The organism is Pseudomonas sp. FW507-12TSA, from assembly GCF_058781435.1.
Genome location: NZ_JBYSWT010000036.1, coordinates 54770 through 81534, shown reverse-complemented (window position 1 = coordinate 81534; position 26765 = coordinate 54770). Strand labels below are relative to the sequence as shown.

The 26765-nt window shown below is 64.7% G+C and carries 23 protein-coding genes; 13 read left to right on the top strand and 10 right to left on the bottom strand.

The window, feature by feature from the left end:
• Window positions 1–1163 precede the first annotated feature (1163 nt).
• Window positions 1164–1436 carry a hypothetical protein gene (locus AC3WK8_RS27325; RefSeq protein ID WP_103323817.1) on the top strand — a complete coding sequence of 91 codons (273 nt, stop codon included), beginning with the start codon at window positions 1164–1166 and terminating at the stop codon, window positions 1434–1436.
• A 73-nt stretch (window positions 1437–1509) separates the two neighbouring features.
• On the opposite strand, the gene msrA is transcribed toward AC3WK8_RS27325, so the two are convergent.
• The 6 genes from msrA to AC3WK8_RS27295 form a co-directional block, all read right to left on the bottom strand.
• Window positions 1510–1959, bottom strand: coding sequence for a peptide-methionine (S)-S-oxide reductase MsrA (msrA, locus tag AC3WK8_RS27320; RefSeq protein WP_103323816.1), 450 nt, complete (start codon window positions 1957–1959; stop codon window positions 1510–1512).
• Window positions 1960–1970: 11 nt separating this feature from the next.
• Window positions 1971–3026: an ABC transporter substrate-binding protein gene (locus AC3WK8_RS27315; protein ID WP_103323815.1), complete on the bottom strand. Its 1056-nt coding sequence runs from the start codon at window positions 3024–3026 to the stop codon at window positions 1971–1973.
• Window positions 3023–5107 carry an ATP-binding cassette domain-containing protein gene (locus tag AC3WK8_RS27310; RefSeq protein ID WP_103323814.1) on the bottom strand — a complete coding sequence of 695 codons (2085 nt, stop codon included), beginning with the start codon at window positions 5105–5107 and terminating at the stop codon, window positions 3023–3025. The genes AC3WK8_RS27315 and AC3WK8_RS27310 overlap by 4 nt, the downstream gene beginning before the upstream one ends.
• Window positions 5108–5231: 124 nt before the next feature.
• Complete coding sequence (locus tag AC3WK8_RS27305) at window positions 5232–6200, bottom strand: aliphatic sulfonate ABC transporter substrate-binding protein (protein ID WP_103323813.1); 969 nt, start codon at window positions 6198–6200, stop codon at window positions 5232–5234.
• A gap of 184 nt (window positions 6201–6384) precedes the next feature.
• On the bottom strand, window positions 6385–7659 hold the full coding sequence (locus tag AC3WK8_RS27300; protein WP_103323812.1) for a Zn-dependent hydrolase: 1275 nt from the start codon (window positions 7657–7659) through the stop codon (window positions 6385–6387).
• 168 nt (window positions 7660–7827) lie between these two features.
• On the bottom strand, window positions 7828–9315 hold the full coding sequence (locus AC3WK8_RS27295) for an NCS1 family nucleobase:cation symporter-1 (protein ID WP_022643934.1): 1488 nt from the start codon (window positions 9313–9315) through the stop codon (window positions 7828–7830).
• Between the two features lie 618 nt (window positions 9316–9933).
• Here AC3WK8_RS27295 and hydA point away from each other — a divergent pair.
• The 3 genes from hydA (at window position 9934) to preA (ending at window position 14293) form a co-directional block, all read left to right on the top strand.
• Window positions 9934–11373, top strand: a complete 1440-nt coding sequence (gene hydA / locus AC3WK8_RS27290) for a dihydropyrimidinase (protein WP_053138089.1) — start codon at window positions 9934–9936, stop codon at window positions 11371–11373.
• A 254-nt stretch (window positions 11374–11627) separates the two neighbouring features.
• Window positions 11628–12995, top strand: coding sequence for an NAD(P)-dependent oxidoreductase (locus AC3WK8_RS27285; protein ID WP_103323811.1), 1368 nt, complete (start codon window positions 11628–11630; stop codon window positions 12993–12995).
• The gene (gene preA / locus AC3WK8_RS27280) at window positions 12992–14293 is read left to right on the top strand and encodes an NAD-dependent dihydropyrimidine dehydrogenase subunit PreA (protein WP_178087978.1); all 1302 of its coding nucleotides are present in this window, start codon (window positions 12992–12994) and stop codon (window positions 14291–14293) included. The genes AC3WK8_RS27285 and preA overlap by 4 nt, the downstream gene beginning before the upstream one ends.
• Window positions 14294–14359: 66 nt before the next feature.
• Here preA and AC3WK8_RS27275 read toward each other — a convergent pair whose 3' ends face one another.
• A complete protein-coding gene (locus AC3WK8_RS27275) occupies window positions 14360–14980 on the bottom strand; it encodes a TetR/AcrR family transcriptional regulator (RefSeq protein WP_103323809.1) in 621 nt (206 codons plus the stop codon).
• 313 nt (window positions 14981–15293) lie between these two features.
• Here AC3WK8_RS27275 and AC3WK8_RS27270 point away from each other — a divergent pair, with 313 nt between their 5' ends.
• The 7 genes from AC3WK8_RS27270 to AC3WK8_RS27240 all read left to right on the top strand — a co-directional run bounded on the left by AC3WK8_RS27270 (window position 15294) and on the right by AC3WK8_RS27240 (window position 21671).
• On the top strand, window positions 15294–16016 hold the full coding sequence (locus AC3WK8_RS27270; protein ID WP_103323808.1) for an Imm52 family immunity protein: 723 nt from the start codon (window positions 15294–15296) through the stop codon (window positions 16014–16016).
• Between the two features lie 184 nt (window positions 16017–16200).
• Window positions 16201–16635: a GNAT family N-acetyltransferase gene (locus AC3WK8_RS27265; RefSeq protein ID WP_085596380.1), complete on the top strand. Its 435-nt coding sequence runs from the start codon at window positions 16201–16203 to the stop codon at window positions 16633–16635.
• Between the two features lie 56 nt (window positions 16636–16691).
• A complete protein-coding gene (gene copC, locus AC3WK8_RS27260; protein WP_103323807.1) occupies window positions 16692–17060 on the top strand; it encodes a copper homeostasis periplasmic binding protein CopC in 369 nt (122 codons plus the stop codon).
• 3 nt (window positions 17061–17063) lie between these two features.
• Complete coding sequence (copD, locus tag AC3WK8_RS27255; protein WP_103323806.1) at window positions 17064–17918, top strand: copper homeostasis membrane protein CopD; 855 nt, start codon at window positions 17064–17066, stop codon at window positions 17916–17918.
• 231 nt (window positions 17919–18149) lie between these two features.
• On the top strand, window positions 18150–19127 hold the full coding sequence (locus tag AC3WK8_RS27250) for a helix-turn-helix domain-containing protein (RefSeq protein ID WP_158091413.1): 978 nt from the start codon (window positions 18150–18152) through the stop codon (window positions 19125–19127).
• Window positions 19128–19323: 196 nt separating this feature from the next.
• Window positions 19324–20328, top strand: a complete 1005-nt coding sequence (locus AC3WK8_RS27245; protein WP_158091414.1) for a phosphotransferase enzyme family protein — start codon at window positions 19324–19326, stop codon at window positions 20326–20328.
• A gap of 32 nt (window positions 20329–20360) precedes the next feature.
• On the top strand, window positions 20361–21671 hold the full coding sequence (locus AC3WK8_RS27240) for an aspartate aminotransferase family protein (protein ID WP_103323805.1): 1311 nt from the start codon (window positions 20361–20363) through the stop codon (window positions 21669–21671).
• A 106-nt stretch (window positions 21672–21777) separates the two neighbouring features.
• Here AC3WK8_RS27240 and mnmH read toward each other — a convergent pair whose 3' ends face one another.
• Genes mnmH through AC3WK8_RS27225 form a run of 3 tightly spaced genes read right to left on the bottom strand, consistent with a single transcriptional unit; the run spans window position 21778 to window position 24117 of the window.
• Entirely contained in the window at window positions 21778–22875 is a 1098-nt protein-coding gene (gene mnmH, locus AC3WK8_RS27235; RefSeq protein WP_085596386.1) for a tRNA 2-selenouridine(34) synthase MnmH, read from the bottom strand.
• Entirely contained in the window at window positions 22875–23909 is a 1035-nt protein-coding gene (selD, locus tag AC3WK8_RS27230; RefSeq protein WP_103323804.1) for a selenide, water dikinase SelD, read from the bottom strand. The genes mnmH and selD overlap by 1 nt, the downstream gene beginning before the upstream one ends.
• Window positions 23910–23952: 43 nt before the next feature.
• The gene (locus AC3WK8_RS27225) at window positions 23953–24117 is read right to left on the bottom strand and encodes a hypothetical protein (RefSeq protein WP_207245141.1); all 165 of its coding nucleotides are present in this window, start codon (window positions 24115–24117) and stop codon (window positions 23953–23955) included.
• A 124-nt stretch (window positions 24118–24241) separates the two neighbouring features.
• Here AC3WK8_RS27225 and AC3WK8_RS27220 point away from each other — a divergent pair, with 124 nt between their 5' ends.
• Both AC3WK8_RS27220 and AC3WK8_RS27215 read left to right on the top strand, forming a co-directional pair.
• Entirely contained in the window at window positions 24242–25201 is a 960-nt protein-coding gene (locus tag AC3WK8_RS27220; protein ID WP_103323803.1) for a LysR substrate-binding domain-containing protein, read from the top strand.
• A gap of 101 nt (window positions 25202–25302) precedes the next feature.
• The gene (locus AC3WK8_RS27215; RefSeq protein WP_103323802.1) at window positions 25303–26763 is read left to right on the top strand and encodes a 2-hydroxymuconic semialdehyde dehydrogenase; all 1461 of its coding nucleotides are present in this window, start codon (window positions 25303–25305) and stop codon (window positions 26761–26763) included.
• The last annotated feature ends 2 nt before the right edge of the window (window positions 26764–26765 follow it).

The window sequence follows — 26765 nt, the reverse complement described above, 5'->3', positions numbered from 1 at the left end:
CCTGAAGCGCAAACCTTGTGGCGAGGGAGCTTGCTCCCGATCGACTGCGTAGCGGTCGTGAAATCTGTGTTCGCTATTTGTTGGGAGTACATATCCGTTGCTGCGGGTGTGGCCACTTACGGTTTCGCTCTTACAGCGAGTCACTTTGGAAAAGCCGGAATGCCGGCCCAGCCCAAAGTAACCAAAGGGCTCCTGCCCCTCCACTCTGTGCCTCGCCTAGGCTCGGCATGCCCTCACTCCGGCATTGATCCGTGGGCCGCCGCCACAGGCCATCCATGGCCTGGGGCGGCTAACCAGGCGTCCTGCCGGGTTACCCACGGCTCAATGCCTGCGTTCGGCCATCGTGTTTAAAGGGGCAGGGAGATCAAAAGCAAAAGCAAAATCTGACGGCGGCCTTGCGGCCGGCCTGAAGATGCGGCCGTGTGTACCGCCCCGTAGGAGCTGGCTTGCCAGCGAAGGCGTCCACAAGATCACCGCCCCATCCAAGGGCCTCTTCGCCGGCAAGCCGGCTACAAAAGCGCGTACAACGCGCTTGGGCTTCGGCTTGTGATCTTGCTCTTGATCTCCCTGCCCCTTCAGGAGGCCGAGTGCAGGCGTTGCGCAGGGGGCAGCTCGGCATGGATGCCGAGCTAGCCGCCCCAGGCCATGGATGGCCTGGGGCGGCGTGCCACCGGCGCAATGCCGGAGCGAGGGCACGCCGAGCCTGGGCGAGGCGCCGGATGCGGGGGCAGAGAGCCTTTGGTTACTTTGGGTTGGCCGGCATTCCGGGCCATCCAAAGTGACCCGCTGTAAGAGCGGAACCCTAAGTGGCCACACCCGCAGCAACGGATATGTACCCCATCAAAACCAGCCACCAGACAGTCGACACAACCACTCAAACATCACCTTCAACACCCGGTTGCACTGCTCCAGCACCCTTCCTATAGTCCGCCCCTCGCAGCCAGATCCGCGAGCGACCTTGGCCGGTCGAATATAGGAACGCATCACTTTCAAACATCCTGGCAGTCGCTTTTGTTCCCGCGATCAGGAGCTACGACGGTGCTGCGCGGAACACCCCAGAGTGTGCTGTTGCCCATTCCTCGGCCAACCTGCTCGCGTACCACTGCCCCAGCTCTTTCTGGTCGATAACCAAGGCGATTGCTCTATAAGCAGGAGCCATACCTATGACCGACCATCACCTCCCCCGCTTCACCCCCATCGACACCCACGACACCGAACACCCGGTGTTCTACCTCGACACCCAAGCCCCTTTGAGCGACCTGGCCAGCAGCGCCGCCCACCGTTTCACCGTGGTCCGCGACCTGATGGACAGCCTGTCCACCCTGGCGCTGAAAGACATCAGCGATTGCGACCTGACCCGTATCACCCGTGGCGTGCACCTGCTGACACGAGAAGGCTGTGCGGTGCTGGAAGTGATTCAGTGGCGGGTTGCATAAGAGCGAGCTCTAAGCCGCAAGCTCCAAGCTTGTAGCTTGTAGCTTGTAGCTTGTAGCTTGCAGCTTGCAGCTTCTAGATATGGCAACTGCTCAACCCATTCTTTTCCAGATAACGCTGGTGCGCTTCATCCGCCAGGTCGAAGCGGCCCAGGGGCACGATCACCGTGGCCACCGGTTTGTCGAGGCGTGCGGAGTCTTGCAGGGCGGTCTTGGCCGCCCTCGCCTGTTCGGCCTGCGCGGCATTGGTGTGGAAGATCGCCGAGCGGTACTTCACTCCGCCATGCTCGCCCTGGCGATCCACCGAGGTCGGGTCGTGCAGGCCCCAGAAGTGTTCGATCAGGCGGCTGTAAGCCAGCAGTCGCGGGTCGAAGTCCACCTGTACCACCTCGATCTGCACCGCCTCGTCGCCCGCCTCCACGGCATAACCCACCCGGGTATCCAGCACTCCCGGCAGTGCGCGGAACGTCGCTTCCGCACCCCAGAAACAACCGGCGCCGAAGGTTGCCTGTTCGATGCCGTTCAATGCTTCCACGCTCATTGCACCGCCCCCACCTGTTCACCGCTGGCGCCCAGCCAGCCATCGACGACCTGCGGATGGGCCGCGACCCATTCCTTGGCCGCCTGCGCCGGCGGTTGTTGTTCCTTCTCGATCTTGAGGATCAGTTCGTTGAGCACCTTGGGCTGGATGCTGAAGTTCTCCAGGAACGCCGCAATCCGTGGTGCGCGCTTTTGCAAGGCGGTGGACGCCAGGACATACACCCGGGCATCGGGGTAGGCACAGGTGATCTTGCTCTGGGCCAGCCAGTCGGCGCTCACCGTCGGGCTGATGAATTTCCAGCAGCCGTCGGCCTTGTACAGCGGGTCGCCCTTCTTGTTGTCCTGGGCGTAGCCGTCGAACGCCGGTTCATCCAGGCGCCGAAGGTCGAAGGCGGAGAAGATCCAGTCCGGGGTGTAGGCGTAGAACACCACGCCGCGCTGGGCCTTGTAGGCGCTGGCGAGCTTGGCGTAGGTCACCGAGGCTTCGGTGGACACCGACTCGAATTTGTCGGCAAAGCCGAAATCCTTGGCCTTGATCTCGCCGATATAGGTCGACTCCCAGCCAGCCGGGCCCACCAGCAACTGCGCCTTGCCGCCGCCCAGGGGCTCGAAGAGCTTCGCCACTTCAGGCTTTTGCAGGTCGTAGACCGACTTCACCCCGTACTTGTCTTGCAGGTAGCCGGGCACGTAGAAGCCCTGCTCGCCCAGGTACGGCTGCTTGTTGGGTACCAGCGAGCGGGTGCCGCCACTGACGTACTTGGCCCAGGCGGCGGACTGGTTGGGCAGCCAGATATCGGTCAGCACATCCACCGCGCCATCGCCCTTGGCCGCGGCGGCCAGCAGCACCGGTACGTCGCCGGCCAGGTACGACACATCACCATCGAGGCGGCTCTTGATCACCTCGCCAAGGATGTTCTGGATGGCGATGGCGCCGGTCCAGTTCTGCTCGCCGATGACGATCTTGTCCTTGGCCAGCACCGGTAGCGACAAGCCCAGCAACAGCGCGGTAGCGCCCAGGGCACGGGAAAGGGATGGGTTCATCGAACACCTCATGACTGATGGAAAGCGCGATCCCGCTGGCGCAGGGTCGCTTGAATGATGCGGTCGGGAATCAACGCGCAGAACACGATCGCGGCGCCGGCCAGCATGCCCTCGCCGCCCTTGATGTTGCGCAGCGCGGTCATCACGTCGTAGCCCAGGCCACCGGCGCCGATCAGCGCGGCGACCACCACCATCGACAAGCTCATGACCAGGGTCTGGTTGATCCCCAGCAGCAGCGAGCCGGCGGCCAGGGGCAACTCGACCTTGGTCAGCACCTGCCAGGGCGTGGCACCGTGGGCCAGGGCCGCCTCGACGGCGGTCTTGGGCACCTCGCGGATACCCAGGGCGGTGAGGCGGATCATCGGCGCCAGGGCAAAGATCACTGTGGCGATCACCGCCGGAGTCTTGCCCACCGAGAAGAACGCCACCGCCGGAATCAGGTACACGAAGGTCGGCAGGGTCTGCATCACGTCCAGCAACGGCGTGACCAACCGCCGGGCCAGGGCGCGCTTGGCCAGGAGGATGCCGGTGGGCACGCCGATCAGCAGCGACAGCAGCACCGCGGCGCTGACCAGGGCCAGGGTCGCGACAGTGCGCTCCCAGAAGCCGAACAGGCCGATGTACAGCAAGGCCACGGCGCTGGTCAGGGCCAAGGCCACCCCGGCGCTGCGCCAGGCCAGCAACACCAGGGCCAGCGCCGGCACCGGCCAGGGCAGCCAGCCCAGCAGGTTCTCGATGCCTTCGATCACCGTGCGCACCGCGACGATCACCCCGACGAAGGTGCTTTCGAAGGTGACCTGGGACCAACCGATCAACTGGTCGATGGCCGCTGCCGTCGCCAGCAACCACTGGCGATCGGCGGGAAACTGCACCCAGGGCCCACTGGCGTCGACAGCCAGGGCGCGCCACAGCACCAGGCCCTGGCACAACAGCAACACCAGCCACGGCAGGTGCCAGCCGGCGCGAACCTGGCGGCGCGGGCGCCGGGCAAGGGTCACGCACAGCAGGCGGCTGAGCACCAGGCCAAGCAGCGCCAGCCCAGCCCAGCCCGGGCGGAACGTAGCCAGCCACTGGCCCAAGCCTGCGGCCGCCAGTAACTCCAGGGCGAATCCCAGCCAATACAAGGCGCCATGGCCGCTGTCGGCCAGGGCCGCCGGCCCACGCCACAGCGCGCTCCAGAAACCCCGGCCTGGCTTGGCCGGAGCCGCCTCTAGCGCCACCGGGACAGGGCCGACCGCCACCGGCGCAGCCGCCTGGGTCGGGACGCTGCGTGCACCCTGGTCCTGGAAGAAATCCGCCACCTCGGCGTCCGCCGGTTGCTCCAGCAACTGTGCCGGCGTGCCCAGCTGGATCAGCCGGCCATGGCGCAGCACTGCGATGCGGTCGGCCAGGCGCAAGGCCTCGGCGGGGTCGTGGGTCACCAGCAAGGTGGTGATGCCACGCTCGCGCACCAGGCGCAGGAAGTGCCCCTGCAGCTCGCGGCGAATGGTCGGGTCCAGCGCGCTGAAGGGCTCGTCCATCAGCAGGATGTCCGGTTCACTGACCAGCGCCCGGGCCAGGCCGACCCGCTGCTGCATGCCGCCGGACAGCTCATGGGGGTAATGCTCGCCCCAGCCCGCCAGGCCCATGGCTTGCAGTTGCACATCGGCCGCGGCGTGGCGCAGCGCCTCGGGTTCGCCGCGCAGTTCCAGGGGCAAGGCGACGTTGTCGCGCACGTTGCGATGGGGCAACAGGCCAAAATGCTGGAACACCATGCCAATGCGCCGCGAACGCAGGGTGCGCAGCTCCTGGGGTGCCAGATGGCCGATGGCGGTGCCGTCGATCAGCACCTCGCCGCTGCCGGGTTCGATCAAGCGGTTGATATGGCGCAGCAGCGTCGACTTGCCGCTGCCAGAGGTGCCCATCAGGCACAGCAGCTCGCCACGCCGCACACTGAGGCTGACCTGCTGCACCGCCGGCGCGCTGGTTCGGTCGCGGCGGCTGGCGTAGGTCTTGGTCAGGTTGCGCAGTTCCAGCACCACTTCGGCGTTGCCCGCAAGGACCGTGGACGAGGCTGGAACGGCAAAAGCCTCTTGGGGTTGAACGGCAGACACAAGAACTCCTGGCGCCGGGCGCGGGATGGCGTAGCCGGCGGTGACAAAGAAAAAGGGGGGCGCTCAGCGGCAAGCGCAACGCTGCCAGGCCGGTGCCTGCTGGCCCCGGCCTGGCAACGGACGATCACAAATGCTTGGGGCTCCAGAGCTGCACGGCCCGTGCATCCACCGGCTTGGGCAGGAGTTTTTCCTGGTAGAAGGTGTCGGCGATCTTCTGCTGCTCGCCCAGGGCCTCCGGCTGCACGGCCTCGACCCGGTAGGTGCGGCGGCTGTTGGCCAACTCCACCGTGGGCACGTCGAGGTTGCCCCACAGCGGCCCGAGCAACTGCGCCGCCTGTTGCGGGTGCGCCTTGACCCAGGTGCCGGTCTTCTGCAACTCACTGAACACCTGCTGCAGGACTTCGGGATGGGCCTTGGCGTAGTCGTTGGAGGCCAGGTAGTAGCGGCGGTAGCTGGCCAGGCCCTGGCCGTCGTGCAGCACCCGTGCGCCTTGCTGGCGCTCGGCGCTGGCGACGAAGGGTTCCCAGGTGACCCAGGCATCGACCTTGGCGGTTTCCAGGGCGGCGCGGCCATCGGCGGGGGTCAGGTACACCGGCTGGATATCGGCGAAGCTCAAGCCCGCCTCGCGCAATGCGGCGATCAGCAGGTAATGGCTGCCGGCGGCCTTGGTCACGGCGATGCGCTTGCCCTTGAGATCGGCCAGGGACTTGAGCGGCGAATCCTTGCCGATGACGATGGACTGGGCCGCGGGCGATGGGGTCTCGGTGGCGAAGTAGGTCAACCTGGCGCCGGCGGCCTGGGCGAACACCGGCACGGTGTCGGCGACATCGGCGCTGATATCGACATTGCCCACGTTCAGCGATTCGGCCAGGGGCAGGCCGCTGGTGAACTCATGCCAGGTGATGTTCACCCCCTGCCCCGCCAGTTGTTTTTCCAGGGTGCCCTGGGCCTTGAGCACCGCCAGCAGGGTCGAGGATTTCTGGTAGCCGATGCGCAGGCTGGTGTCGGCCAGGGCGTTGCAGGCCATGCCCAGCGCCAGCACGGCAAGGACAGAGAGCGATAAGCGACGAGGCAAAGCATGGGGCTGGCGCATGGGGGCGAACCTTCTGGGAGAGGAAAGTCGCTAAAAGCTAATCGATCTAATAAATCTAAAATAAATAATTTTTAGGAATTAGCTTAGTGTCAGCCAAAGGTTCGTCACCCATGCAAACCTGTAGCCGCTGCTGAGCCTGCGAAGCTGCGTACGAGGACGCAGCCTCGCAGGCCGGGAACGGCAGTCAGGATTTCAAGCTGATGGCCTGGGAGGCGGCGAGCATGGCGCGCAGCAGCACCGCGCAGCCGGCGGCCAAGTCGTCGGGATCGGCGTTCTCGATTTCGTTGTGGCTGATGCCGCCTTCGCAGGGCACGAAGATCATCCCCGCCGGGCCCAGTTCGGCAACGAAGATCGCGTCGTGCCCGGCGCCACTGACGATATCCATATGCGACAAGCCCAAGCCCTCGGCGGCGCCGCGTACGGCCTCGACGCACACCTTGTGGAAGTACAGGGGCGGGAAGTCGGCGGTCGGGGTCAGCTCGAAACTCAGGCCATGTTCCGCGCACGTGCGCTCGATCACCTGGCGCACCTCGGCGATCATCGAGTCCAGGCGCGCCGGCTCCAAGTGACGGAAGTCCAGGGTCATGCGCACCTCGCCGGGAATCACGTTGCGCGAGCCCGGGTAGGCCTGCAGGCAACCGACGGTGCCGCAAGCGTGGGGCTGATGGCCGAGGGCCGCGCGGTTGACCGCCGCCACCACCGCAGCGGCGCCAACCAGGGCGTCCTTGCGCAAATGCATCGGGGTCGGGCCGGCATGGGCCTCGACCCCGCGCAGCTTGAGGTCGAACCACTTCTGCCCGAGGGCGCCGAGCACCACGCCGATGGTCTTGCGCTCGTCTTCGAGAATCGGCCCCTGCTCGATGTGCGCCTCGAAATAGGCCCCCACCGGATGCCCGCTCACCGGCCGGCTGCCGGCATAACCGATGGCGTCCAGCGCCGTGCCGACGCTGATGCCCTCGGCGTCGGTCCTGGCCAGGGTGTCCTGCAGGGTGAACTTCTCGGCGAACACCCCGGAGCCCATCATGCACGGCGGGAAGCGCGAGCCTTCCTCGTTGGTCCACACCACCACTTCCAGGGGCGCTTCGGTTTCCAGCTTGAGGTCGTTGAGGGTGCGCAACACCTCAAGCCCCGCCAGCACGCCAAAGCAACCATCGAACTTGCCCCCGGTGGGCTGGGTGTCGATATGGCTGCCGGTCATCACCGGTGGCAACTGCGGATTGCGCCCGGGACGGCGGGCGAAGATGTTGCCGATGCCGTCCACGCTGACCGTGCACCCGGCCTCCTCGCACCAAGTGACGAACAGGTCGCGGGCCTGGCGGTCGAGGTCGGTCAGGGCCAGGCGGCAGACCCCGCCCTTGACCGTGGCGCCGAGCCGGGCGAGCTCCATGAGCGACTGCCACAGGCGGTCGCGGTTGATGTGCTGATGGCTGGATTGCAGAACGTCGACGGCAGCGTTCATGGTGATCTCCTCAGGCTTTTCGGGTTGTGGTGGACGAGGTTGGGCTCGTCGGAAATGCGCCGGTGGTAGATAGATCCCCATCGCGGGCAAGCCTCGCTCCTACAGGTATGTGCAATCTGTAGGAGCGAGCGCGCGGCGATGCGACTTGCCCACGATGCTCTCAATGCATCACACCGGCGTCTTGGCGCTCACGCCCTGCGGGCTGCGCAGGTTGCACAGGCCGTAGTAGATGAGCCCGCCCAGGGCCGAACCGGTGAACCAGCCGTAGCTGTAGAACCAGTTGAAGGCGCTGCTGCCCAGCGACATCAGGGTCAGCGCCACCGGGATGGCGAAGGCGATGAAGCCGTGCCAGTTCCACGCCGGGTACACGTCGTCGCGGTACAACCCGGCCAGGTCCAGGCGCTGCCTGCGGATGATGAAGTAGTCCACCACCATGATCCCGGCGATCGGCCCCAGGAGGCTGGAGTAGCCCAGCAGCCAGTTGGAATAAACGGTTTCCAGGCTGACGTCGGACACCAGCAGGCCGAGCTTCTTCAGCAGTTCGTGGCCCATCAGCGCCAGCCCCACCAGGCCGGTGAGGATCACCGCCGTGGTGCGGCCGATCAGCTTGGGCGCGATGTTCTGGAAGTCGTTGGTGGGCGAAACGATGTTGGCCGCGGTGTTGGTCGACAGCGTGGCGATGATGATCAGCGCCATGGCCACGGCCACCCAGCCCGGGCTCTGGATATGCCCGATCAGGCTCACCGGGTCGGAGACCGTGACCCCCACCAGCTTGGCCGAGGCCGCGGTCATCACCACTCCCAGGGCGGCGAACAGGAACATGGTCAGCGGCAGGCCGAAGATCTGCCCCAGCACCTGGTCCTTCTGGCTCTTGGCGTAGCGGCTGAAGTCCGGGATGTTCAGCGACAAGGTGGCCCAGAATCCGACCATGGCCGTCAGCCCGGCCATGAAGTAGCCGGTGACGCTGGCGCCCTCGGGACGCTTGGGCGGGATCGCCAGCAACTCACCGAGCGACACGCTGGGCAAGGCCCACAGCAGCAACCCGATGCCCACCGCCACCAACAGCGGCGCCGACAAGGTCTCCAGCCATTTGATCGATTCCGCACCGCGCAGTACCACCCACAGGTTGAGGGTCCAGAACAGCATGAAGCCGATCACCTCGCCGGTGCCGCCCAGGGCCTTCCAATCCGGAAAGATCGAGCCGAGGAACAGGTGGATGGCCAGGCCGCCGAACAGGGTCTGGATGCCGAACCAGCCACAGGCCACCAGGGCGCGGATCAGGCACGGCACGTTGGAGCCGATGATGCCGAACGACGAGCGCAGCAGCACCGGGAACGGAATGCCGTACTTGGTGCCGGCGAAGGCATTGAGGGTCAGGGGCAACAGCACCACGACATTGGCCAAGAGGATCGCCAGCAGCGCCTCGCCGACACTCAGGCCGAAGTAGGCAGTGAGCACCCCGCCCAGGGTGTAGGTCGGCACGCAGATCGACATGCCGATCCACAGCGCGGTGATGTGCCACTTGTTCCAGGTGCGTTCCTGGACCTTGGTCGGGGCGATGTCGTGGTTGTAACGGGGGCTGTCGAGCACGTCGCTGCCGGCGTCCAGCTCGTACAAGCCGGCGCGCTCGGTCACCTGGGATCTGATCTGTTGCATGGCCGCTCCACTGTTGTTCTGGTTATTGTGCTCATCGGCCAGCGATCCCTGGATCGGGCGCCGGACGATGGCCGGAGAACTGACGACTTCCACCCTCCGGCGTGACGATCCGTGGCGGCACTCAATAAGTGTGCCGGTGAGCCCAGGTTCGTGACCGACCCGTTGATGGAATCCATGTAAGCAACTGATGTAACTCAGCTTTATTCAAATAACTTTCAGGTCTCAGGTTAGTTGCCAGGCCACTCAGGCAAGGTAGCTGGCAAGTTGCCACTTAGATCAAGACCCAAATAGGTACACCGCACTTTCAGCAACGATATCCGATTCGTTCTCGTACCTCTTCAAGCCGCTGATAGGACATGGAAAATCTCGACTATTTTTCGATCCTGTCAAGTGCGTCAAAATGGTGAACGCCTGCACGATTTCTGGGATTTATATTTTTTATCGTTAAATTTCAATTAGTTACATTCAATATAAGCTTATAAAAAATATTCTTGATGTTTCCTTGAAGTGAGACTAGCGTTTAATCCTGACACCACTGACAGGATTGTTTAGTTGTCAGTGCGTTCAATAAAAAGTTAGAACCGGCAAGCAGTCGGTCATGCCTGCGAGGAACTCGGAATGTCTCTGTTGATCCGTGGCGCCACCGTTATTACCCATGATGAAAGTTATAAAGCCGATGTCTTGTGCGCAGAGGGCCTGATTAGAGCCATCGGCACTCACCTGGACATTCCCGCAGGCTGCGAAGTGCTCGACGGCAGCGGCCAGTACCTGATGCCCGGCGGCATCGATCCCCACACCCATATGCAACTGCCCTTCATGGGCACCGTGGCCAGCGAGGACTTCTTCAGCGGGACGGCGGCGGGCCTGGCCGGCGGCACCACCTCGATCATCGACTTCGTGATTCCCAACCCGCAGCAATCGCTGCTGGAGGCCTTCCACCAGTGGCGCGGCTGGGCCGAGAAATCGGCCAGCGACTACGGCTTCCACGTGGCCGTGACCTGGTGGAGCGAGCAGGTGCGCGAGGAAATGGCCGAGTTGGTGCGGCATCACGGGGTCAACAGCTTCAAGCATTTCATGGCCTACAAGAACGCCATCATGGCCGCCGACGACACCCTGGTGGCCAGCTTCGAGCGCTGCCTGGAACTGGGCGCGGTGCCCACGGTGCACGCCGAGAACGGCGAGCTGGTGTATCACCTGCAGCGCAAGCTGCTGGCCCAGGGCATCACCGGGCCGGAAGCCCATCCACTGTCGCGACCATCCCAGGTGGAGGGCGAAGCCGCCAGCCGGGCGATCCGCATCGCCCAGACCCTGGGCACGCCGCTGTACCTGGTGCACGTGTCCACCCGCGAGGCCCTGGACGAAATCACCTATGCCCGGGCCCAAGGCCAGCCGGTCTACGGCGAGGTGCTGGCCGGGCACCTGCTGCTGGACGACAGCGTGTACCGCGACCCGGACTGGCAGACCGCCGCCGGCTACGTGATGAGCCCGCCCTTTCGCCCGCGCGGCCACCAGGAGGCGCTGTGGCATGGCCTGCAATCGGGCAACCTGCACACCACCGCCACCGACCATTGCTGCTTCTGCGCCGAGCAGAAGGCCGCCGGGCGCGAGGACTTCAGCAAGATCCCCAACGGCACCGCCGGCATCGAGGACCGCATGGCCGTGCTGTGGCACGAAGGGGTCAACAGCGGGCGCCTGTCGATGCAGGAGTTCGTCGCCCTGACTTCCACCAACACCGCCAAGATCTTCAACCTCTACCCGCGCAAGGGGGCGATCCGCGTCGGCGCCGATGCCGACCTGGTGCTGTGGGACCCGGCCGGCACCCGGACCATTTCCGCCAAGACCCACCACCAGCAGGTGGACTTCAACATCTTCGAAGGCAAGACCGTGCGTGGCATCCCCAGCCACACCATCAGCCAGGGCCGGCTGGTGTGGGCCGACGGCGACCTGCGGGCCGAGCGCGGCGCCGGGCGCTACGTCGAGCGCCCGCCCTACCCGACGGTGTTCGACCTGCTGAACAAGCGCGCCGAAGCCCACAAGCCGACCGCCGTAAAACGCTGAACCTGTAGCCGCTGCCGAGCCTTGGCGAGGCTGCGATCGGGTTGGGCGGCACTCCGACGAAGCGCGCCCTAACCCGGCTATCGCGTTCTCCCTGGCGCACCGCAAGCGCAGGTTTTGCGGCAACTGCGTTGCCGATCGCAGCCTCGCTGGGGCTACAGAAACAGCAGCGAATCAGAGGTCAGCGCGATAACCGCTCCATCGCTGAAAAACAATGCCCATCAGAGGCATTCGATAAAAAACCTGAGGCCAGAACCGTGATCCAGACCCTGAACCACTTGCCCCGTCCGACCCTGGACGGCGCCACCCTCGCCGAGCATTTCAGCGACCTGGCGCCACCCCTGACCCCACGCCAGGCGCAGCTGGAAGCTTCGCGCTGCCTGTACTGCTACGACGCGCCCTGCGTCAACGCCTGCCCCAGCGAGATCGACATCCCTTCGTTCATCCGCCACATCCACACCGACAACGTCCAGGGCGCGGCACAGAAGATCCTCGCGGCGAATATCCTCGGCGGCAGCTGCGCCCGGGTCTGCCCCACCGAGGTCCTGTGCCAGCAGGCTTGCGTGCGCAACAACGCCCAGGAATGCGCGCCGGTGCTGATCGGCCAACTGCAGCGCTACGCCCTGGACAACGCGCAGTTCAGCCAGCATCCGTTCCAGCGCGCCGCCGCCACCGGCAAGCGTATCGCCGTGGTCGGCGCCGGCCCGGCCGGGCTGTCCTGCGCCCACCGCAGCGCCTTGCACGGCCATGAGGTGGTGATCTTCGAGGCCCGGGAAAAAGCCGGGGGCCTCAACGAATACGGGATCGCCAAGTACAAGCTGGTGGACGATTTCGCCCAGCGCGAACTGGAGTTCCTGCTCGACGTCGGCGGCATCGAGATCCGCCATGGCCAGGTACTGGGCGACAACTTGAGCCTGAGCGAACTGCACCAAGAGTTCGATGCGGTATTCCTCGGCCTGGGCCTGGCGGCCAGCAAGCGCCTGGGCCTGGAGCACGAGGACGCCCCGGGGCTGCTGGCGGCCACCGACTACATCCGCGAGCTGCGCCAGGCTGACGACCTTGGCCAGTTGCCCCTGGCCGAGCGCTGCATCGTCATCGGCGCCGGCAATACCGCCATCGACATGGCGGTGCAGATGGCCCGCCTCGGCGCCCGCGACGTCAACCTGGTGTACCGCCGTGGCGCCGCCGACATGGGCGCCACCGACCATGAGCAGGACATCGCCAAGGCCAACCAGGTGCGGTTGCTGACCTGGGCCGCTCCCGAACAGGTATTGCTGGACGACCAGGGCCGGGTGCGCGGCATGCGCTTTGCCCGGACCCAACTGGTGGAGGGCCGCCTGCACACCACCGGCGAAACCTTCGAACTGGCCGCCGACGCGATCTTCAAGGCCATCGGCCAGGCGTTCGACAGCACCAGCCTGGACGATCCGCTGGCCCGGGAGCTCAAGCGCAGCGGCGATCGCATCGCCGTGGACGAGCAACTGCGCACCAGCATTCCCGGGGTCTACGCCGGTGGCGACTGCACCAGCCTCGGCCAGGACCTCACCGTCCAGGCCGTGCAGCACGGCAAGCTGGCCGCCGAGGCCATGCATGCCCAACTCATGCTCAACGTGGAGGCTGCGTGATGGCCGATCTGTCGATTGTGTTCGCAGGAATCAAGGCGCCCAACCCGTTCTGGCTGGCCTCCGCGCCGCCCACCGACAAGGCCTACAACGTGGTCCGCGCCTTCGAGGCGGGCTGGGGCGGCGTGGTCTGGAAAACCCTCGGCGAAGACCCGGCGGCGGTCAATGTGTCGTCGCGCTACTCGGCGCATTTCGGCGCCAACCGCGAGGTGCTGGGGATCAACAACATCGAGCTGATCACCGACCGTTCCCTGGAGATCAACCTCAGGGAAATCACCCAGGTGAAGAAGGACTGGCCGGACCGGGCGCTGATCGTCTCGCTGATGGTGCCTTGCGTCGAGGATTCGTGGAAATACATCCTGCCGCTGGTGGAGGCCACCGGCGCCGATGGCATCGAGCTGAACTTCGGTTGCCCCCACGGCATGCCGGAACGCGGCATGGGCGCGGCGGTGGGCCAGGTGCCGGAGTACGTCGAGCAGGTGACCCGCTGGTGCAAGACGTACTGCTCGCTGCCGGTGATCGTCAAGCTGACGCCGAACATCACCGACATCCGCCAGTCGGCCCGCGCCGCCCATCGTGGCGGGGCCGATGCGGTGTCGTTGATCAACACCATCAACTCCATCACCAGCGTCGACCTGGAGCGCATGGTGGCCCACCCGATGGTGGGCAGCCAGAGCACCCACGGTGGCTACTGCGGCTCGGCGGTCAAGCCGATCGCCCTGAACATGGTGGCCGAGATCGCCCGTGACCCGCAGACCCGTGGCTTGCCGATCTGCGGCATCGGTGGTATCGGCAGCTGGCGCGATGCCGCGGAATTCGTGGCCCTGGGCTGCGGCGCGGTGCAGGTGTGCACGGCGGCGATGCTGCATGGCTTTCGTATCGTCGAAGAGATGCAGGATGGCCTTTCGCGGTGGATGGACAGCCAGGGCTACCACAGCCTGCAGGACTTCTCCGGGCGGGCGGTGGGCAACACCACGGACTGGAAGTACCTGGATATCAACTACCAGGTGATCGCGAAAATTGACCAGCAGGCGTGCATCGGTTGCGGTCGTTGCCATATAGCCTGCGAAGACACTTCGCACCAGGCCATCGCCAGCCTCAGGCAAGCGGACGGCACCCATAAATATGAGGTGATCGGCAACGAATGCGTGGGTTGCAACCTGTGCCAGATCACCTGCCCGGTGCAGGATTGCATCGAGATGGTGCCGCAACAGACCGGCAAGCCGTTCCTCGACTGGCTGCATGACCCCCGCAACCCTCACCGCGAGACCACGCAAGCAGCTACAAGCGGCAAGTTTTAAGCAGCAAGTCGCAAGCTTCAAGCTCCTAGCTTGAAGCTTGCTTTCACTTGCCGCTTGCCGCTGCGTCTACGGTTCGAGGCCGATGCCGCGCAGGATCACGCTGGTGACGGTCTGCACCGCCCGTTCGAACTGCAGATCCGACAGCGGCTGGTGGTCGTTGAGGATGTTCACCTGGTGGTCGAAGTCGGCGTAGTGCTGGGTCGTGGCCCAGATCAGGTACAGCAGCGCCGAGGGTTCCACCGCAAGGATCCGCCCGTCCTCGACCCACTGGCGGATCTTGGCTTCCTTCATCTTCGCCCAGTCGTACAGGCTCTCGTCCAACGCGGTGCCCAGGCTTGGCGCGCCATGCATGATCTCGTTGGCCCAGACCTTGGAACCGTGGGGGCGGCTGCGCGAATGCTGCATCTTGGCGCGGATGTAGCTGCTGAGCACCACCCGCGGGTCGTCGAACATCTCGAAGCACAGGGCGTCCTGCTTCCACACTTCCAGCAGGTCCAGCAGCACCGCGCTGTAGAGCTCGTGCTTGGTGCTGAAGTAGTAATGCAGGTTGGAACGCGGCAGTTGTACCTCTTCGGCGATGTCGGCCATGGCGGTGCCGGCGTAGCCCTTTTCGGCGAAGACTTTCTCGGCCCCCAGGAGGATCTTTTCCACGTTGTTGCGACGAATCTCGATCTTGTGATTGCCCATGAGGGCTCCTACGAAAACAGTCTGCGGCAAGACTAGCACCCTGCTAGGAGCACTTCTAACTCAAGCACTGCCGAGAAAACCGGCTTGCTTGCCCGCTAGAAACAACACAGATCACCGGTGCCAGTGCCATGCCTGCATAAACGTGGCGACTGATTCATGGGAACCACACCCAGCTCGCCTTTTCATGTTAAATCACGCCCTGGCGCAGCCCACCCGTACCCTGGGCCGAGGAGACGACTCGCCGCCCAGCGATTGACGCGACAACGCTTTGCCCCAACAGGCAGGGAGCATCCTTACGGCTTACGGAGACCTCATGGACGAATTCAAGCGCTTCAATTTCAATTTGAGTTTCGACAGGCAGAAAATCGCTCAAGTCCCGGAGCACCTCCAGATCCAGAGAAGCCTTGGTTTCTTGCGCAAGATCGGCAGGATCGACCCCATCCTCAAGCACTGGTTCTTGTGCGCTGACAGCCGCAACAAGGGCCTGGAGCATGAGGTGCTGCTCGACGAAGCCAGTTTTGTCCGCGAAGTGCAGTCCTGGAAGGATGAGGACTTCGCCATCAATGATATGAGCTTTGTGCTCTGGAACGGGATATCCGACCCGCTCAAAGGCGGGCTTTCACTCAAGTACCACGCAAGGAACAGAGGTTCGCTGCCCACGGGCCTCGAGTTTTCCGATGCCGGGACCTTGGTCCGCTGCCTGCAAAATCCACGGCAAGGCTTGGTGGATCTGATCAGCACGGCGCTTGAGTTCTGGCCGGAGATCGCCTGGGGCGTGGTGGCCCCCAACGCTTACTACCGCCGGCAACGAACCTTCGCAGACAGGCAAACCATCGGCTGGATCGGCTACTGCCCCCAGCCCTTGTCGGCGCAGGACTTCCCCCAGGTGGATGAACTGCGCCCAACCTCGACCCAAGGCAGCATCATCGTGACGTGCCCCGGGGTCATGGATGAAGGCAACGCACAACACCTAACGAAAACCGCAACGACCGACGCCAAGCTGGTCGAGCTGGGGCTCTTGCCCATGCGGCATTAAAGATGCCGTCGGGGTTTCGCTGGCCGGCCTGTTTGGGTAGGATCGGCCTCCCGCTCATTTGCAGCCGTCACTGCAGTGCTCCGTCCAAGCGTTGATTCGCGACACGGGCATACAGGTCTCTGCCCAAATGCCGGCCCTACCCTACCGCCGGCCATCTAATCAGTTACCAAGATGGATCATCCCCATGAAGATTCGCCCTCGCGTCGCTGCGGACGACGCCTTGCTTACCGCGCTCTGGGAGCGTTCGGTACGCGCCACCCATGACTTCATCAGCGAAGACGACATCCAGCGCCTCTACCCGCTGATACGTGACAGCTACCTGCCGGCCCTGCAAGTGCTGGTCTGGGAGAACCCCGATGCCACGCCCGGCGGCTTCATCGCCATTGGCGACGACACCGTGCAAATGCTGTTCATCGAACCGGCCCAGCGTGGCCAGGGCATCGGCCGCCAGTTGCTGGATCAGGTCCGGCAGCCGGGCCTGAAGGTCGATGTCAACGAGCAGAACCCCCAGGCCCACGGTTTCTACCGGCACTACGGGTTCGTCGACTACGGTCGCTCGCAAACCGATGGCGAAGGCAAGCCGTACCCCATCATCCACATGCAGTTGCAAGACGCTTGAACCAAACCGGTGCCCCAGCGGCGCCGGCTCCCTGGCTTTTCTAGAGGTAACCTGCCATGTCGTTGAAAACACTCTGCACCACCTCCGCCCTTCTCGCCTGCCTGCTGGCCACCGGCTCGGCGCTGGCCCACGCCCACCTGGAAATCACCACGCCCGCCGCCGACAGCAGCGCCAGCGCCCCCAGCGAACTGCGCCTGGAATTCAGCGAGGGCGTGGAAGCGGCCTTCACCAAGGTCGAGCTGAGCAAGGACGGCACCCCCGTCGCGCTCAAGGGCCTGGCCACCGAAGGCGCGGACAAGAAGACCCTAGTCGTCACCCCCGCCAGCGCTCCGCTGCCGGCCGGCAGCTACAAGGTGCAATGGCACGCCGTGTCGGTGGACACCCACAAGAGCGAAGGCAGCTACAGCTTCAAGGTGAGCCCGTAACCCGTGGCGTCATGGCTGGTGCTGTGCCGCTTCGTGCATTTCGCCGCGATCCTGACCCTGGTCGGGGCCTGGGGCTTGCGCCCGCTGCTGCTGGGCCGAGGCCATGAAGTCGTGCAGCGGCAGCTGGACCGCGTGGCTCGCGGGCTGACCCTGGTCGGGCTTGGCAGCGGCCTGGCCTGGTTGCTGCTGATCAGCGCCAGCATGGCCGGTTCCTGGTCCGCCGCCCTGGACCCGGCGACGTTATGGCTGGTACTGGGCAAGACGTTCTTCGGCCAGGTCTGGACCTGGCACCTGGCGCTCAACCTGGTGTTGCTGGGCCTGCTGCTGACACCCCTGGGCCGTTCCCTGCCGCTGCGCCTGGGGCTGGCCGCCCTGCTCCTGGGCACCCTGGCCCCGGTGGGCCACGGCGCCATGTTCGATGGCCTCAAGGGGCAATTGCTGATTCTCAACCAGATCGTCCACCTGGGCTGCGTCGGCCTGTGGCTGGGCGGTTTGCTGGTATTGCTGATGGTCCTGCGCCAACCGCAGGCGTCCCTGGAGCCGCTGTTGCGGCGCTTCAGCGGCGTGGGCTACGTGCTGGTGGCGGGCCTGCTGGCCAGCGGCCTGGTCAACGTACGGATGCTCACTGGCCAATGGTGGCCGACTCCGCTGTTCAGCGGTTTCGCCCTGGTGCTGTTGGTGAAAGCCCTGCTGGTGGCCGGCATGCTGGCCCTGGCCCTGTTCAATCGCTTGCGCACCCGGGGCTGCGACCAGCGCCTGGACAGCCTGCGCCGCAGCGTGGGCCTGGAGTGGTTGCTGGGCATCGCCGCCGTGGCGGCCGTCGCCTTGCTAGGCACCCTACCGCCGCTGCAAGCCTGAACCGCCTTTGTAGCCGCTGCCCAGCGCCGGCGGCGACCGGAACGCAGCGCCCGCAAGAGCAAGCACCGCGCTCATCCAGAAAATACTCATCGGCCGGTTTGGCGAGGACTGCACCCTCGTGCGCAGCCTCGCGGGCTCGACAGCGGCTACCGGGTTTGCCAATTTTTGCTACCAGGCGTGGTGTCATCGGCGCTAGGTTGAGAAACCTTCTGCAGCGCCATGGGTGACGGCATGAACGATGAACCCGGTGTAGAGCAAGCGGTGCAGGTATGCAGCCATTCGACCAGTGATATCGATGAGTTGGCCTCCAGCGTCTGCGGCTGGGATCAGCGCTATGACCAACTCAGTCCTGGCCGTTACCACGGCAGCCTCACCGAATGCTGGATCGACGATATCCAGGTCATCCGCGAGCGCTCCAACCTCTGCCTGCACCAGATGGGCTACTCCTGGAGCGGTGCGCGGGTGTTCGGCATTCCCATGGTACAGTCCGGCGCGGCGCGCTTCGGCACCCAAGTCATCGAAGCCGCTGCGCCGGTCACTCTCGGACCAGGGCAGGAGCTGGACTATCGCACCCCGCCTACCCTCGACGTGATATCCATTGTGCTGAGCGCCGAAAAACTCTCGCAGCTGTCGCTCGCCCTCGACGGTTTCGACCTGGAGTCCGTCCTGGGCGGCAGCCATTGCCTGGCCAGCAACGCCCCCAGGCTCATGGAACTGCGCGCCTTGCTGCAAGCGCTGGCGCGGGTGTTCGAATTTGCCCCCGAACTGCTCGCCTACCCCGCCGTGCGCAAGGGCCTGCGCCATACATTGGTGACATCGTTGCTAGAAGCCTTCTCGCATCAGGACAACCGCTACGAGGGCAATCAACGGACACTCCAGCACAAGCTCATCGTCGAACGCGCCAAGCGATACATCCTCGAATCGCCCCAGGAACCGCCGACCATCGCCGAGCTGTGCGCCATGATCGGCGTGAGCCGGCGCACCCTGCAGACGTGCTTCCAGGAAATCATGGGCACCAATCCCGTCCACTACCTGCGTGCAGTGCGCTTGAACCAGGTACGCCGCGCGCTGCGGCAAAGTACGACACACAAGCCCAAGGTCCAGGACATCGCCTGCACCTGGGGATTCTGGCATCTGAGCAGCTTCACCGCGGACTACAAGCGGATGTTCGGCGAGCTGCCCTCGCAGACCCTGCACCGGCCGCGCTGAGCCCCACAGGACGATAGCGAACGTCCCGAGACAGGGCCATTGCCAGGCGCGCGCAAACTTGCCGATATCCGCTAACGCTCACCGATGCTCCATTTCATGATGGGAAGCGTTTGCAGTGCAGGCTTGGGCGCACCCTGGAACCTGCGGGTCCATGAGCGCCTCCAGCACCGCCCATGAAAATAACAAGGGGGCTTGCATGAATGCCGCCAATGAGTTTGTACGCAAGGACTACCTGACCCAAGTGGCGCGCATGGCTCTGCCGCGCTGGAACATCGCCCAGGACGCACAGTTGCATCTGCTCAGCCTGTCGGAGAACGCCATGTTCCTGGTGAGCTGCGACCATCGCCGCTGGGTGCTGCGGGTACATCGCCAGGGTTACCACAGCCTGGCTGCGGTCCGTTCCGAACTGGCCTGGATGCGCGCGCTGCGCGACGACGCTGGGATCGAAACGCCGATCGCCGTCTCCGGTACCGATCGCCAGTTGGTGCAGCAGGTGATGCTCGAGCCCGAGACAACGCCGAGGATGCTGGTGCTGTTCGACTTCATCCCGGGTTCCGCGCCCGAGCCGGACAACCTGCTCGACGCCTTCGGACAATTGGGAAGCATCACCGCGCGCATGCACCGGCACTCACGCCAATGGCAACGCCCGGCTTTTTTCCAACGCCAGGTCTGGGATTACCAGGGCGCTTTCGGCGATGCGCCGATCTGGGGCCACTGGCGCGCGGGGTTCAGCCCGCATGCACCAGGACTGGAGATCCTCGAGCAAGCCGAGCACCTGATGTGCCAGCACCTGGAGCGGTACGGCAAGGCTCCTGACCGCTTCGGCCTGATCCATACCGACTTTCGCCTGTCGAACCTGCTGGTCGACCAAGGCCGAGCCCGGGTCCTGGACTTCGATGACAGCGGCTTTGGCTGGTACCTGTACGACCTCGCTTCCTCGGTGACCTTTCTCGAGAACCATCCGGATATCGGGAAGATCATCGCAGCCTGGATCGACGGTTATCGCCAGGTCCAGACACTGGGCGAGGAACATCTGGCGCTGATCCCGACCCTGATGATGTTCCGCACGCTAGTCGTCCTGGGTTGGGCCGGCTCGCATCCTTGCACCGACCTCGCCCTGGAAATGCATGGGAGGTACAGCGCCAGCGCCGTCGAATTCGCCAGCAGATACCTCGCGGGGCGAGCCCTGCGCGGAATCTGACAACCCCGTTGCGTGCATCGCAGGAGATCACCATGACCGACGCCCCCGACCTGCTGGACCGCCGCCGCAAGACCATGGGCGCCGCGCCGCTGTTCTACGACGAGCCCCTGCATCTGGTCAGGGGACAAGGCGTGCACCTCTATGGGCAAGATGGCCGGCGCTACCTGGACTGCTACAACAATGTCCAGGTGGTCGGGCATTGCCACCCCAGGGTCAACGAAGCCATCGCCCGGCAGAACGACACCCTCAATGTCCATAGCCGCTACCTGACCCAGGGCATAGTCGACTACTCGCAGCGGCTGCTGGAGACCTTCGCCAACGGTCTTGACCAGGTGCTCTATACCTGCTCGGGCTCGGAAGCCAACGACCAGGCCCTGCGCATCGCCCGCACGCGTGGTTCGGGCCGAGGCATCATCTGCAGCAGCCATGCCTACCACGGCAACACGGCAGCGGTGGAGCAGGTCTCGCCCCTGATACACCGCAACCGGCACTGCTTCGATGAAGTCAGGAGCGTCCCCTTCCCGCAGATCTACCGGCCGCTGGGCGGGCTGGTGGGCGAAGCGCTGATCCAGGCCTACCTGGCGCAGATCGAGGATGAGATCGAGAGTTTCGACACGACGGGCGTGGGCCTGGCCGGCATGATCTTCTGTCCGATCTTCGCCAACGAGGGCCTGCCACGGATCCCGGCCACCTTGCTCGAACGTGCATGCGCCCTGGTCCGCGATGCGGGCGGCCTGGTCATCATCGATGAGGTCCAGGCGGGTTTCGGTCGCACCGGCAGCATGTGGGGCCACCAGGCCATGGGCATCACCGCCGATATCGTCACCCTGGGCAAACCCATGGGCAACGGCTATCCAGTGGCGGCTGTGGTCAGCCGGAGTGAACTGCTGGATGGCTTTCGCGACAAGACGTTCTATTTCAATACTTTCGCCGCCTCGCCGACAGCGGCAGCCGCGGCGATGGCAGTCCTGGATGTGATCGAAGACGAAGGGCTGATGGACAACGCACGCACCGTTGGCGCGCTGGTGCGCCGGGGGTTGGCCGAGCTTGCGGCAAAGCATGCGTTGATCGGTGATATCCGCGGCAAGGGATTATGGGTCGGCCTGGAACTGGTATCGGACCATGCCAGCCGGGAACCCGCCACTTGGGAGACCGGGCAATTGGTGGAGGCCCTCAGGCAACGGGGCATCCTGGTCAACCGGATCGGGCCGTTCGGCAATGTCTTGAAGATACGTCCGCCCCTGGTCTTCAAGACGGAACATGCCCAGGAGTTGCTGGCAGCCATCGAACAGAGCCTTGAGGTCCTTGAGGGCTCTGGCCAGGAACGCAAAGACGCCCTGTAGCGGCTATCGAGCGCCAGCGAGGCGGCGACCAGACGTGCAGCGCCCGCCAGAACGGGATCTTGCGAGGACTGCGTCCTCGGACGCAGCCTCGCAGGCTCGACAGCAGCTACAGAGGGCGGCGCTGGCGCAGGTAATCGAGCACTGCGGCCTGGTCGCCCACGAACTCGATCCGGGCGCCCTTGCTCTCGCGCTGGAAGGCGTACATCGGGTCGTAGTATTCGCTGAGCAGGCCCTGGATCCAGCCCCGGTGCAACTCCACCACGCCGCTGCGCTCCTGTTCGGCCAGGGCCTCCTGCATCAGCGCCAGCAACCGCTGGTGGCGCTCGCCGCCCAGGCGCTTGTGGATCTTGTTCAGGCTTTCCAGCAGGCGCTGGGCGAACAGCGCGAAACCCGGCTCGCCATGCACGGCCACGAACTCGGCGCACAGGTCCACCACGTAGTCCTGGAGAATCCGCTGCACCCGCTGGTCCAGGCGGTCCTCCAGCCAGATCATCGGCGCTAGCTGCATGCCCTGGTGCAGCGGCAGCGGCAACGCACAGCTGCCGATCATGCGGTTCTCGTCCTCGACGACGAAGCCCTGCACGCCACGCTCACGCTTCTTCAGCAGGTCCACCGCCAGGCGGTTCTCGAAGTCGATGTTGCTCGGCTGCCCGGTGGCGCGCCGGCCGAAACTGGAACCCCGGTGATTGGCATGGCCTTCCAGATCGAGGGCGTTGTCCAACTGCCCCAGAACCTGGGTCTTGCCGGTGCCGGTCATGCCTCCCAGCAGCACGAAGTCGCACTGCTGCATGGCCTGCTCCACGGTGTCCAGGAGAAAGGTCCGCATGGCCTTGTAGCCACCGCCCACCCGTGGGTAGTCGATGCCGGCCTCGTCGCGCAGCCACTGCTGGACGATCTGCGAACGCAAGCCGCCACGGAAGCAGTAGAGCAAGCCATCGGGATGGGCCCGGGCGAAATCGGCCCAGGCCTGGATACGTTCGGCCTTGATCGCCCCGGACACCAATTGGTGCCCGAGGACGATCGCCGCCTGCTGGCCCTGCTGCTTGTAGCAGGTGCCGACCCGCTGGCGCTCCTGGTCGGTCATCAGCGGCAGGTTGAGCACCCCGGGAAAGGCGCCCTTGGTGAATTCGATCGGCGCACGGGTGTCCATCATCGGCCGGTCGTTGAGGAATATCTCGCGGTAATCGGTGTAGTCCAGGGACATCAGCACACCTCGACCGCGTGACTCTGTCGCTCCAACAGCTCGCCGATAGGCGCCAGTTCCAGGCCCAACTGCGCCGCCAGGGCAAGGAATTCGGCATTGCCTTCAGGCGTCACCGCCACCAGCAGGCCGCCGCTGGTCTGCGGATCGCACAGCACCCGCTTGTGCAGCTCCTGCACCCGCCCGACCTTGTCGGCGTAGCTGCTGTAGTTGCGCAGGGTGCCACCGGGCACGCAGCCCTGGTCCAGGTAGTACTCCACCCCGGGCAGGCGCGGCACCCGGTCATAGTGGATACGCGCGGTCAGGCCACTGCCATCGGCCATCTCCACCAGGTGCCCGAGCAGGCCGAAGCCGGTGACGTCGGTCATTGCGGTAACCGCCTCGAGCTTGCCGAAATGGCTGCCGGGCTTGTTCAAGGTGCACATCCAGTCCCGGGCCAGGCCAACGTCGGCATCGCGCAGCTTGCCCTTCTTCTCGGCGGTGGTGAGCACGCCGATCCCCAGGGGCTTGGTCAGGTACAGCAGGCAGCCGGCGGTGGCGGTGTCGTTGCGCTTCATGAAGCGTTTTTCCACCAGGCCGGTCACCGCCAGGCCGAAGATCGGCTCCGGGGCATCGATGGAGTGCCCGCCTGCCAGGGGAATGCCCGCCGCGTCGCACACCGAGCGCCCGCCGCGGATCACTTCACGGGCGACTTCCGGGGCCAGCACGTTCACCGGCCAGCCCAGGATGGCGATGGCCATCAAGGGATCGCCGCCCATGGCGTAGATATCGCTGATGGCGTTGGTGGCGGCAATCCGCCCGAAATCGAAGGGATCATCGACGATGGGCATGAAGAAGTCGGTGGTGGAAACCACCCCACGTTCACCGTCGATGGCGTAGACCGCCGCATCATCGCGCGAAGCGTTGCCGACCCACAGCTTGGGATCGAGGTTCTGAGCCCCGCTGCCGGCCAGGATGACCTCCAGGACCTGGGGGGAAATCTTGCAACCACAACCGGCTCCGTGGCTGTACTGGGTCAGGCGAATCGGCTCGCTCATGGGGCACCTCGTCAAGTCTGGGACGGGGATTCTAGCAGAGCCCTCACGCCCCTGGTCGCGGCGTCCCCTGGTGGAACAGCATCTGCCAGCGCCCTTCGCGGCAGCGCCACAGCGAGCTGCGCCAGGCACTGCAGGCGGCCCGCCCGGGCGCTGCGGCGTTATGGCACAGGTAGGTGGCCTGGGCCAGGTCGGCTGCCAGCCGCTGCACGGTATGCAAGAATCCCGGGCTTTGGTTAGGCTTGCAGCACCCTGCCCGGGCCTGATTGCCCCACTACACACAAAAGCGCCACCCCAGGCCACCTCTGGCCGGGTAAGGCGCTGACGGAGCCACCATGAAGTTCAGCACCCAGTCCATCGCCCGCAAGCTCAAGTTCCACCAATTGGTGGTCTTCGAACAAGTGTTGCAAAGCGGCTCGCTGGTCCGCGCCTCCCAGGCCCTGAACCTCACCCAACCGGCGGTGACCAAGATCATCCATGAGCTGGAATCCTACTTCGAGGCGCCGTTGTTGATTCGCAGCAATCGCGGCGTGACTGCGACCGAACTGGGACACGTGGTGGTGCAGCGCGCCAAGTCCTTGCTGGCGGAATTGCGGGCCCTGACCGACGAGGTCAACGCCTTCCAGGAAGGCACCTCGGGCCAAGTGATGGTCGGCACCCTGATCTCGGCCTCCACCTCGTTGCTGCCCCGGGCCATTCAATTGCTCAAGCAACAAGCCCCTGGCGTGCTGGTATCGCTGCGGGTGGGGCAAATGGATCAATTGTTCCCGGCGCTCGCGGTAGGTGATGTCGACCTGGTGGTAGGCCGGGTCCCAGACGATTGGCAATGGCGCAGCGAAGCCCTGGAAGTCGAAGTGTTGTACCGCGAGGACCTGAGCATCGTCGCCGGTGCCCGGCACCCGATGCATCGCCAGGCGCCGGTCAGCCTCCAGCAATTGCACGCTTACCCCTGGGTGCTACCGACTCGCGACTCACTGCTACGCCGCACCTGTGATCGATTGTTTGCCGATAACGGACTGCCGACACCGGACAACGTCGCCGAATCGCTGTCGATCCTGACCAACATCACCCTGATGCAGGATCAGCGCACCGTGGCACTGATGCCATTCGAAGCCTCCCGACAATTCATCCAGGCCGGCATGCTCAAGGCCTTCGACCTGGGAACCGCGCTGCAATTCGGCGACATCGGCTGCTTCAGCTCCGCCCAGCGCAAGCTGGGACCCGCCGCCCGCTTGTTTCGCCAATGCCTGGATCAGGCCCGAAACGAATCCATCACCGAAGAGCACCCAGCCTGACCCAGTATTCCAAATACTAATACCCAATCATTTAATATTGATTATTCACTAATACCAGGTCTTCCTACACTCGCCCCGAAACCCACGTTTCGGAGGCTCAAGTGTCCACTCCCCTGCTGCGTCATTTCATCGACGGCGAGTTTGTCGCCAGCACCAAGACCTTTGCCAATATCTCCCCTGTAGACGGTCGCTTGCTGGGGCAGGTCTGCGAGGCCGACCGGCCCCTGGTCGAACGCGCGGTAGCCGCGGCCAAGGCTGCGCAATCAGGCCCCTGGGCACACTACAGCCCCAGCCAGCGCGCCGATCTGTTACTAGACATCGCCAACGGTATCCAGCGCCGCTTCGAGGCATTCGTCGCGGCCGAAGTCGCCGACACCGGGCGCCCGGTGCAACAGGCCCGGACCCTGGACGTGGCCCGCGCAGTACAGAACTTTCGCACCTTCGCCGAACTGCTGCGCCAGTCCGGTAGCGAACTCTTCGAAATGCGCAGCGCCGATGGCAACGACGTCTTCAGCTATAGCGTGCGCAAGCCCCATGGCGTGGTAGCGATCATTTCCCCCTGGAACCTGCCGCTGTTGCTGCTGACCTGGAAAGTCGCCCCGGCCCTGGCCTGCGGCAACTCGGTGGTGATCAAGCCTTCGGAAGAAACCCCATCCACGGCCACCTTGCTGGCCGAGGTGATGCAGGAGGCCGGAGTACCGGCCGGGGCCTTCAACCTGGTACACGGCTTCGGCCCGAACTCGGCCGGAGAATTCCTCACCACCCACCCAGACGTCGACGCGATCACCTTCACCGGCGAATCGCGCACCGGTGCCACCATCATGAAAGCCGCCGCCGAGGGCGTGCGCGAGGTGTCCTTCGAACTGGGAGGCAAGAACGCCGCAGTGGTGTTCGCCGACTGCGATTTCGACGCCGCGGTCGCCGGAGTGTTGCGCTCCAGCTTCACCAACTCCGGCCAGGTGTGCCTGTGCTCGGAGCGGGTCTACGTCGAGCGGCCGATCTATGAACGCTTCGTCGCCGCCCTCAAGGCTGGGGCCGAACAGTTGAAGATCGGTTATCCCGACGAAGACGGGGTGAACATGGGTTCGCTGATTTCCCACAAGCACCGGGACAAGGTCCTGGACTACTTCCAACTGGCCCTGGAAGAGGGCGCGACCCTGGTCAGCGGCGGCGCTGTTCCACAATTCGGCGATGCCCGGGACCAGGGCGCCTACGTCCAGCCCACCCTCTGGACCGACCTGCCGGATCACGCTCGCTGCCTGCGTGAAGAGATATTCGGCCCGGTCTGTCACATCGCCCCGTTCGACAGCGAGGAAGAAGTGCTGCGCCGGGTCAACGATTCGGCCTACGGCCTGGCCACGGCTCTCTGGACCCGCGACCTGAAGCGCGCCCACCAGCTGTCACGGCGTTTCCGCGTCGGCATGGTATGGGTCAACACCTGGTTCCTGCGCGATCTGCGCACCCCCTTCGGCGGCACCCGGCTCTCGGGCCTGGGTCGCGAAGGCGGCCGCCACTCCCTGGATTTCTACTCCGAGATCACCACCATCTGCGTCAACCCTTGAGG

Excerpts from the sequence above, each read along its gene's own strand:
- selD (WP_103323804.1), bottom strand. The coding sequence starts at position 23,909 with ATGAGCGAGCCGATTCGCCTGACCCAGTACAGCCACGGAGCCGGTTGT.
- AC3WK8_RS27250 (WP_158091413.1), top strand. The coding sequence starts at position 18,150 with ATGAACGATGAACCCGGTGTAGAGCAAGCGGTGCAGGTATGCAGCCAT.
- AC3WK8_RS27240 (WP_103323805.1), top strand. The coding sequence starts at position 20,361 with ATGACCGACGCCCCCGACCTGCTGGACCGCCGCCGCAAGACCATGGGC.
- AC3WK8_RS27265 (WP_085596380.1), top strand. The coding sequence starts at position 16,201 with ATGAAGATTCGCCCTCGCGTCGCTGCGGACGACGCCTTGCTTACCGCG.
- mnmH (WP_085596386.1), bottom strand. The coding sequence starts at position 22,875 with ATGTCCCTGGACTACACCGATTACCGCGAGATATTCCTCAACGACCGG.
- AC3WK8_RS27275 (WP_103323809.1), bottom strand. The coding sequence starts at position 14,980 with ATGGGCAATCACAAGATCGAGATTCGTCGCAACAACGTGGAAAAGATC.
- AC3WK8_RS27220 (WP_103323803.1), top strand. The coding sequence starts at position 24,242 with ATGAAGTTCAGCACCCAGTCCATCGCCCGCAAGCTCAAGTTCCACCAA.
- AC3WK8_RS27305 (WP_103323813.1), bottom strand. The coding sequence starts at position 6,200 with ATGCGCCAGCCCCATGCTTTGCCTCGTCGCTTATCGCTCTCTGTCCTT.
- hydA (WP_053138089.1), top strand. The coding sequence starts at position 9,934 with ATGTCTCTGTTGATCCGTGGCGCCACCGTTATTACCCATGATGAAAGT.
- AC3WK8_RS27245 (WP_158091414.1), top strand. The coding sequence starts at position 19,324 with ATGAATGCCGCCAATGAGTTTGTACGCAAGGACTACCTGACCCAAGTG.
- AC3WK8_RS27315 (WP_103323815.1), bottom strand. The coding sequence starts at position 3,026 with ATGAGGTGTTCGATGAACCCATCCCTTTCCCGTGCCCTGGGCGCTACC.
- AC3WK8_RS27295 (WP_022643934.1), bottom strand. The coding sequence starts at position 9,315 with ATGCAACAGATCAGATCCCAGGTGACCGAGCGCGCCGGCTTGTACGAG.
- copC (WP_103323807.1), top strand. The coding sequence starts at position 16,692 with ATGTCGTTGAAAACACTCTGCACCACCTCCGCCCTTCTCGCCTGCCTG.
- AC3WK8_RS27270 (WP_103323808.1), top strand. The coding sequence starts at position 15,294 with ATGGACGAATTCAAGCGCTTCAATTTCAATTTGAGTTTCGACAGGCAG.
- AC3WK8_RS27325 (WP_103323817.1), top strand. The coding sequence starts at position 1,164 with ATGACCGACCATCACCTCCCCCGCTTCACCCCCATCGACACCCACGAC.
- AC3WK8_RS27300 (WP_103323812.1), bottom strand. The coding sequence starts at position 7,659 with ATGAACGCTGCCGTCGACGTTCTGCAATCCAGCCATCAGCACATCAAC.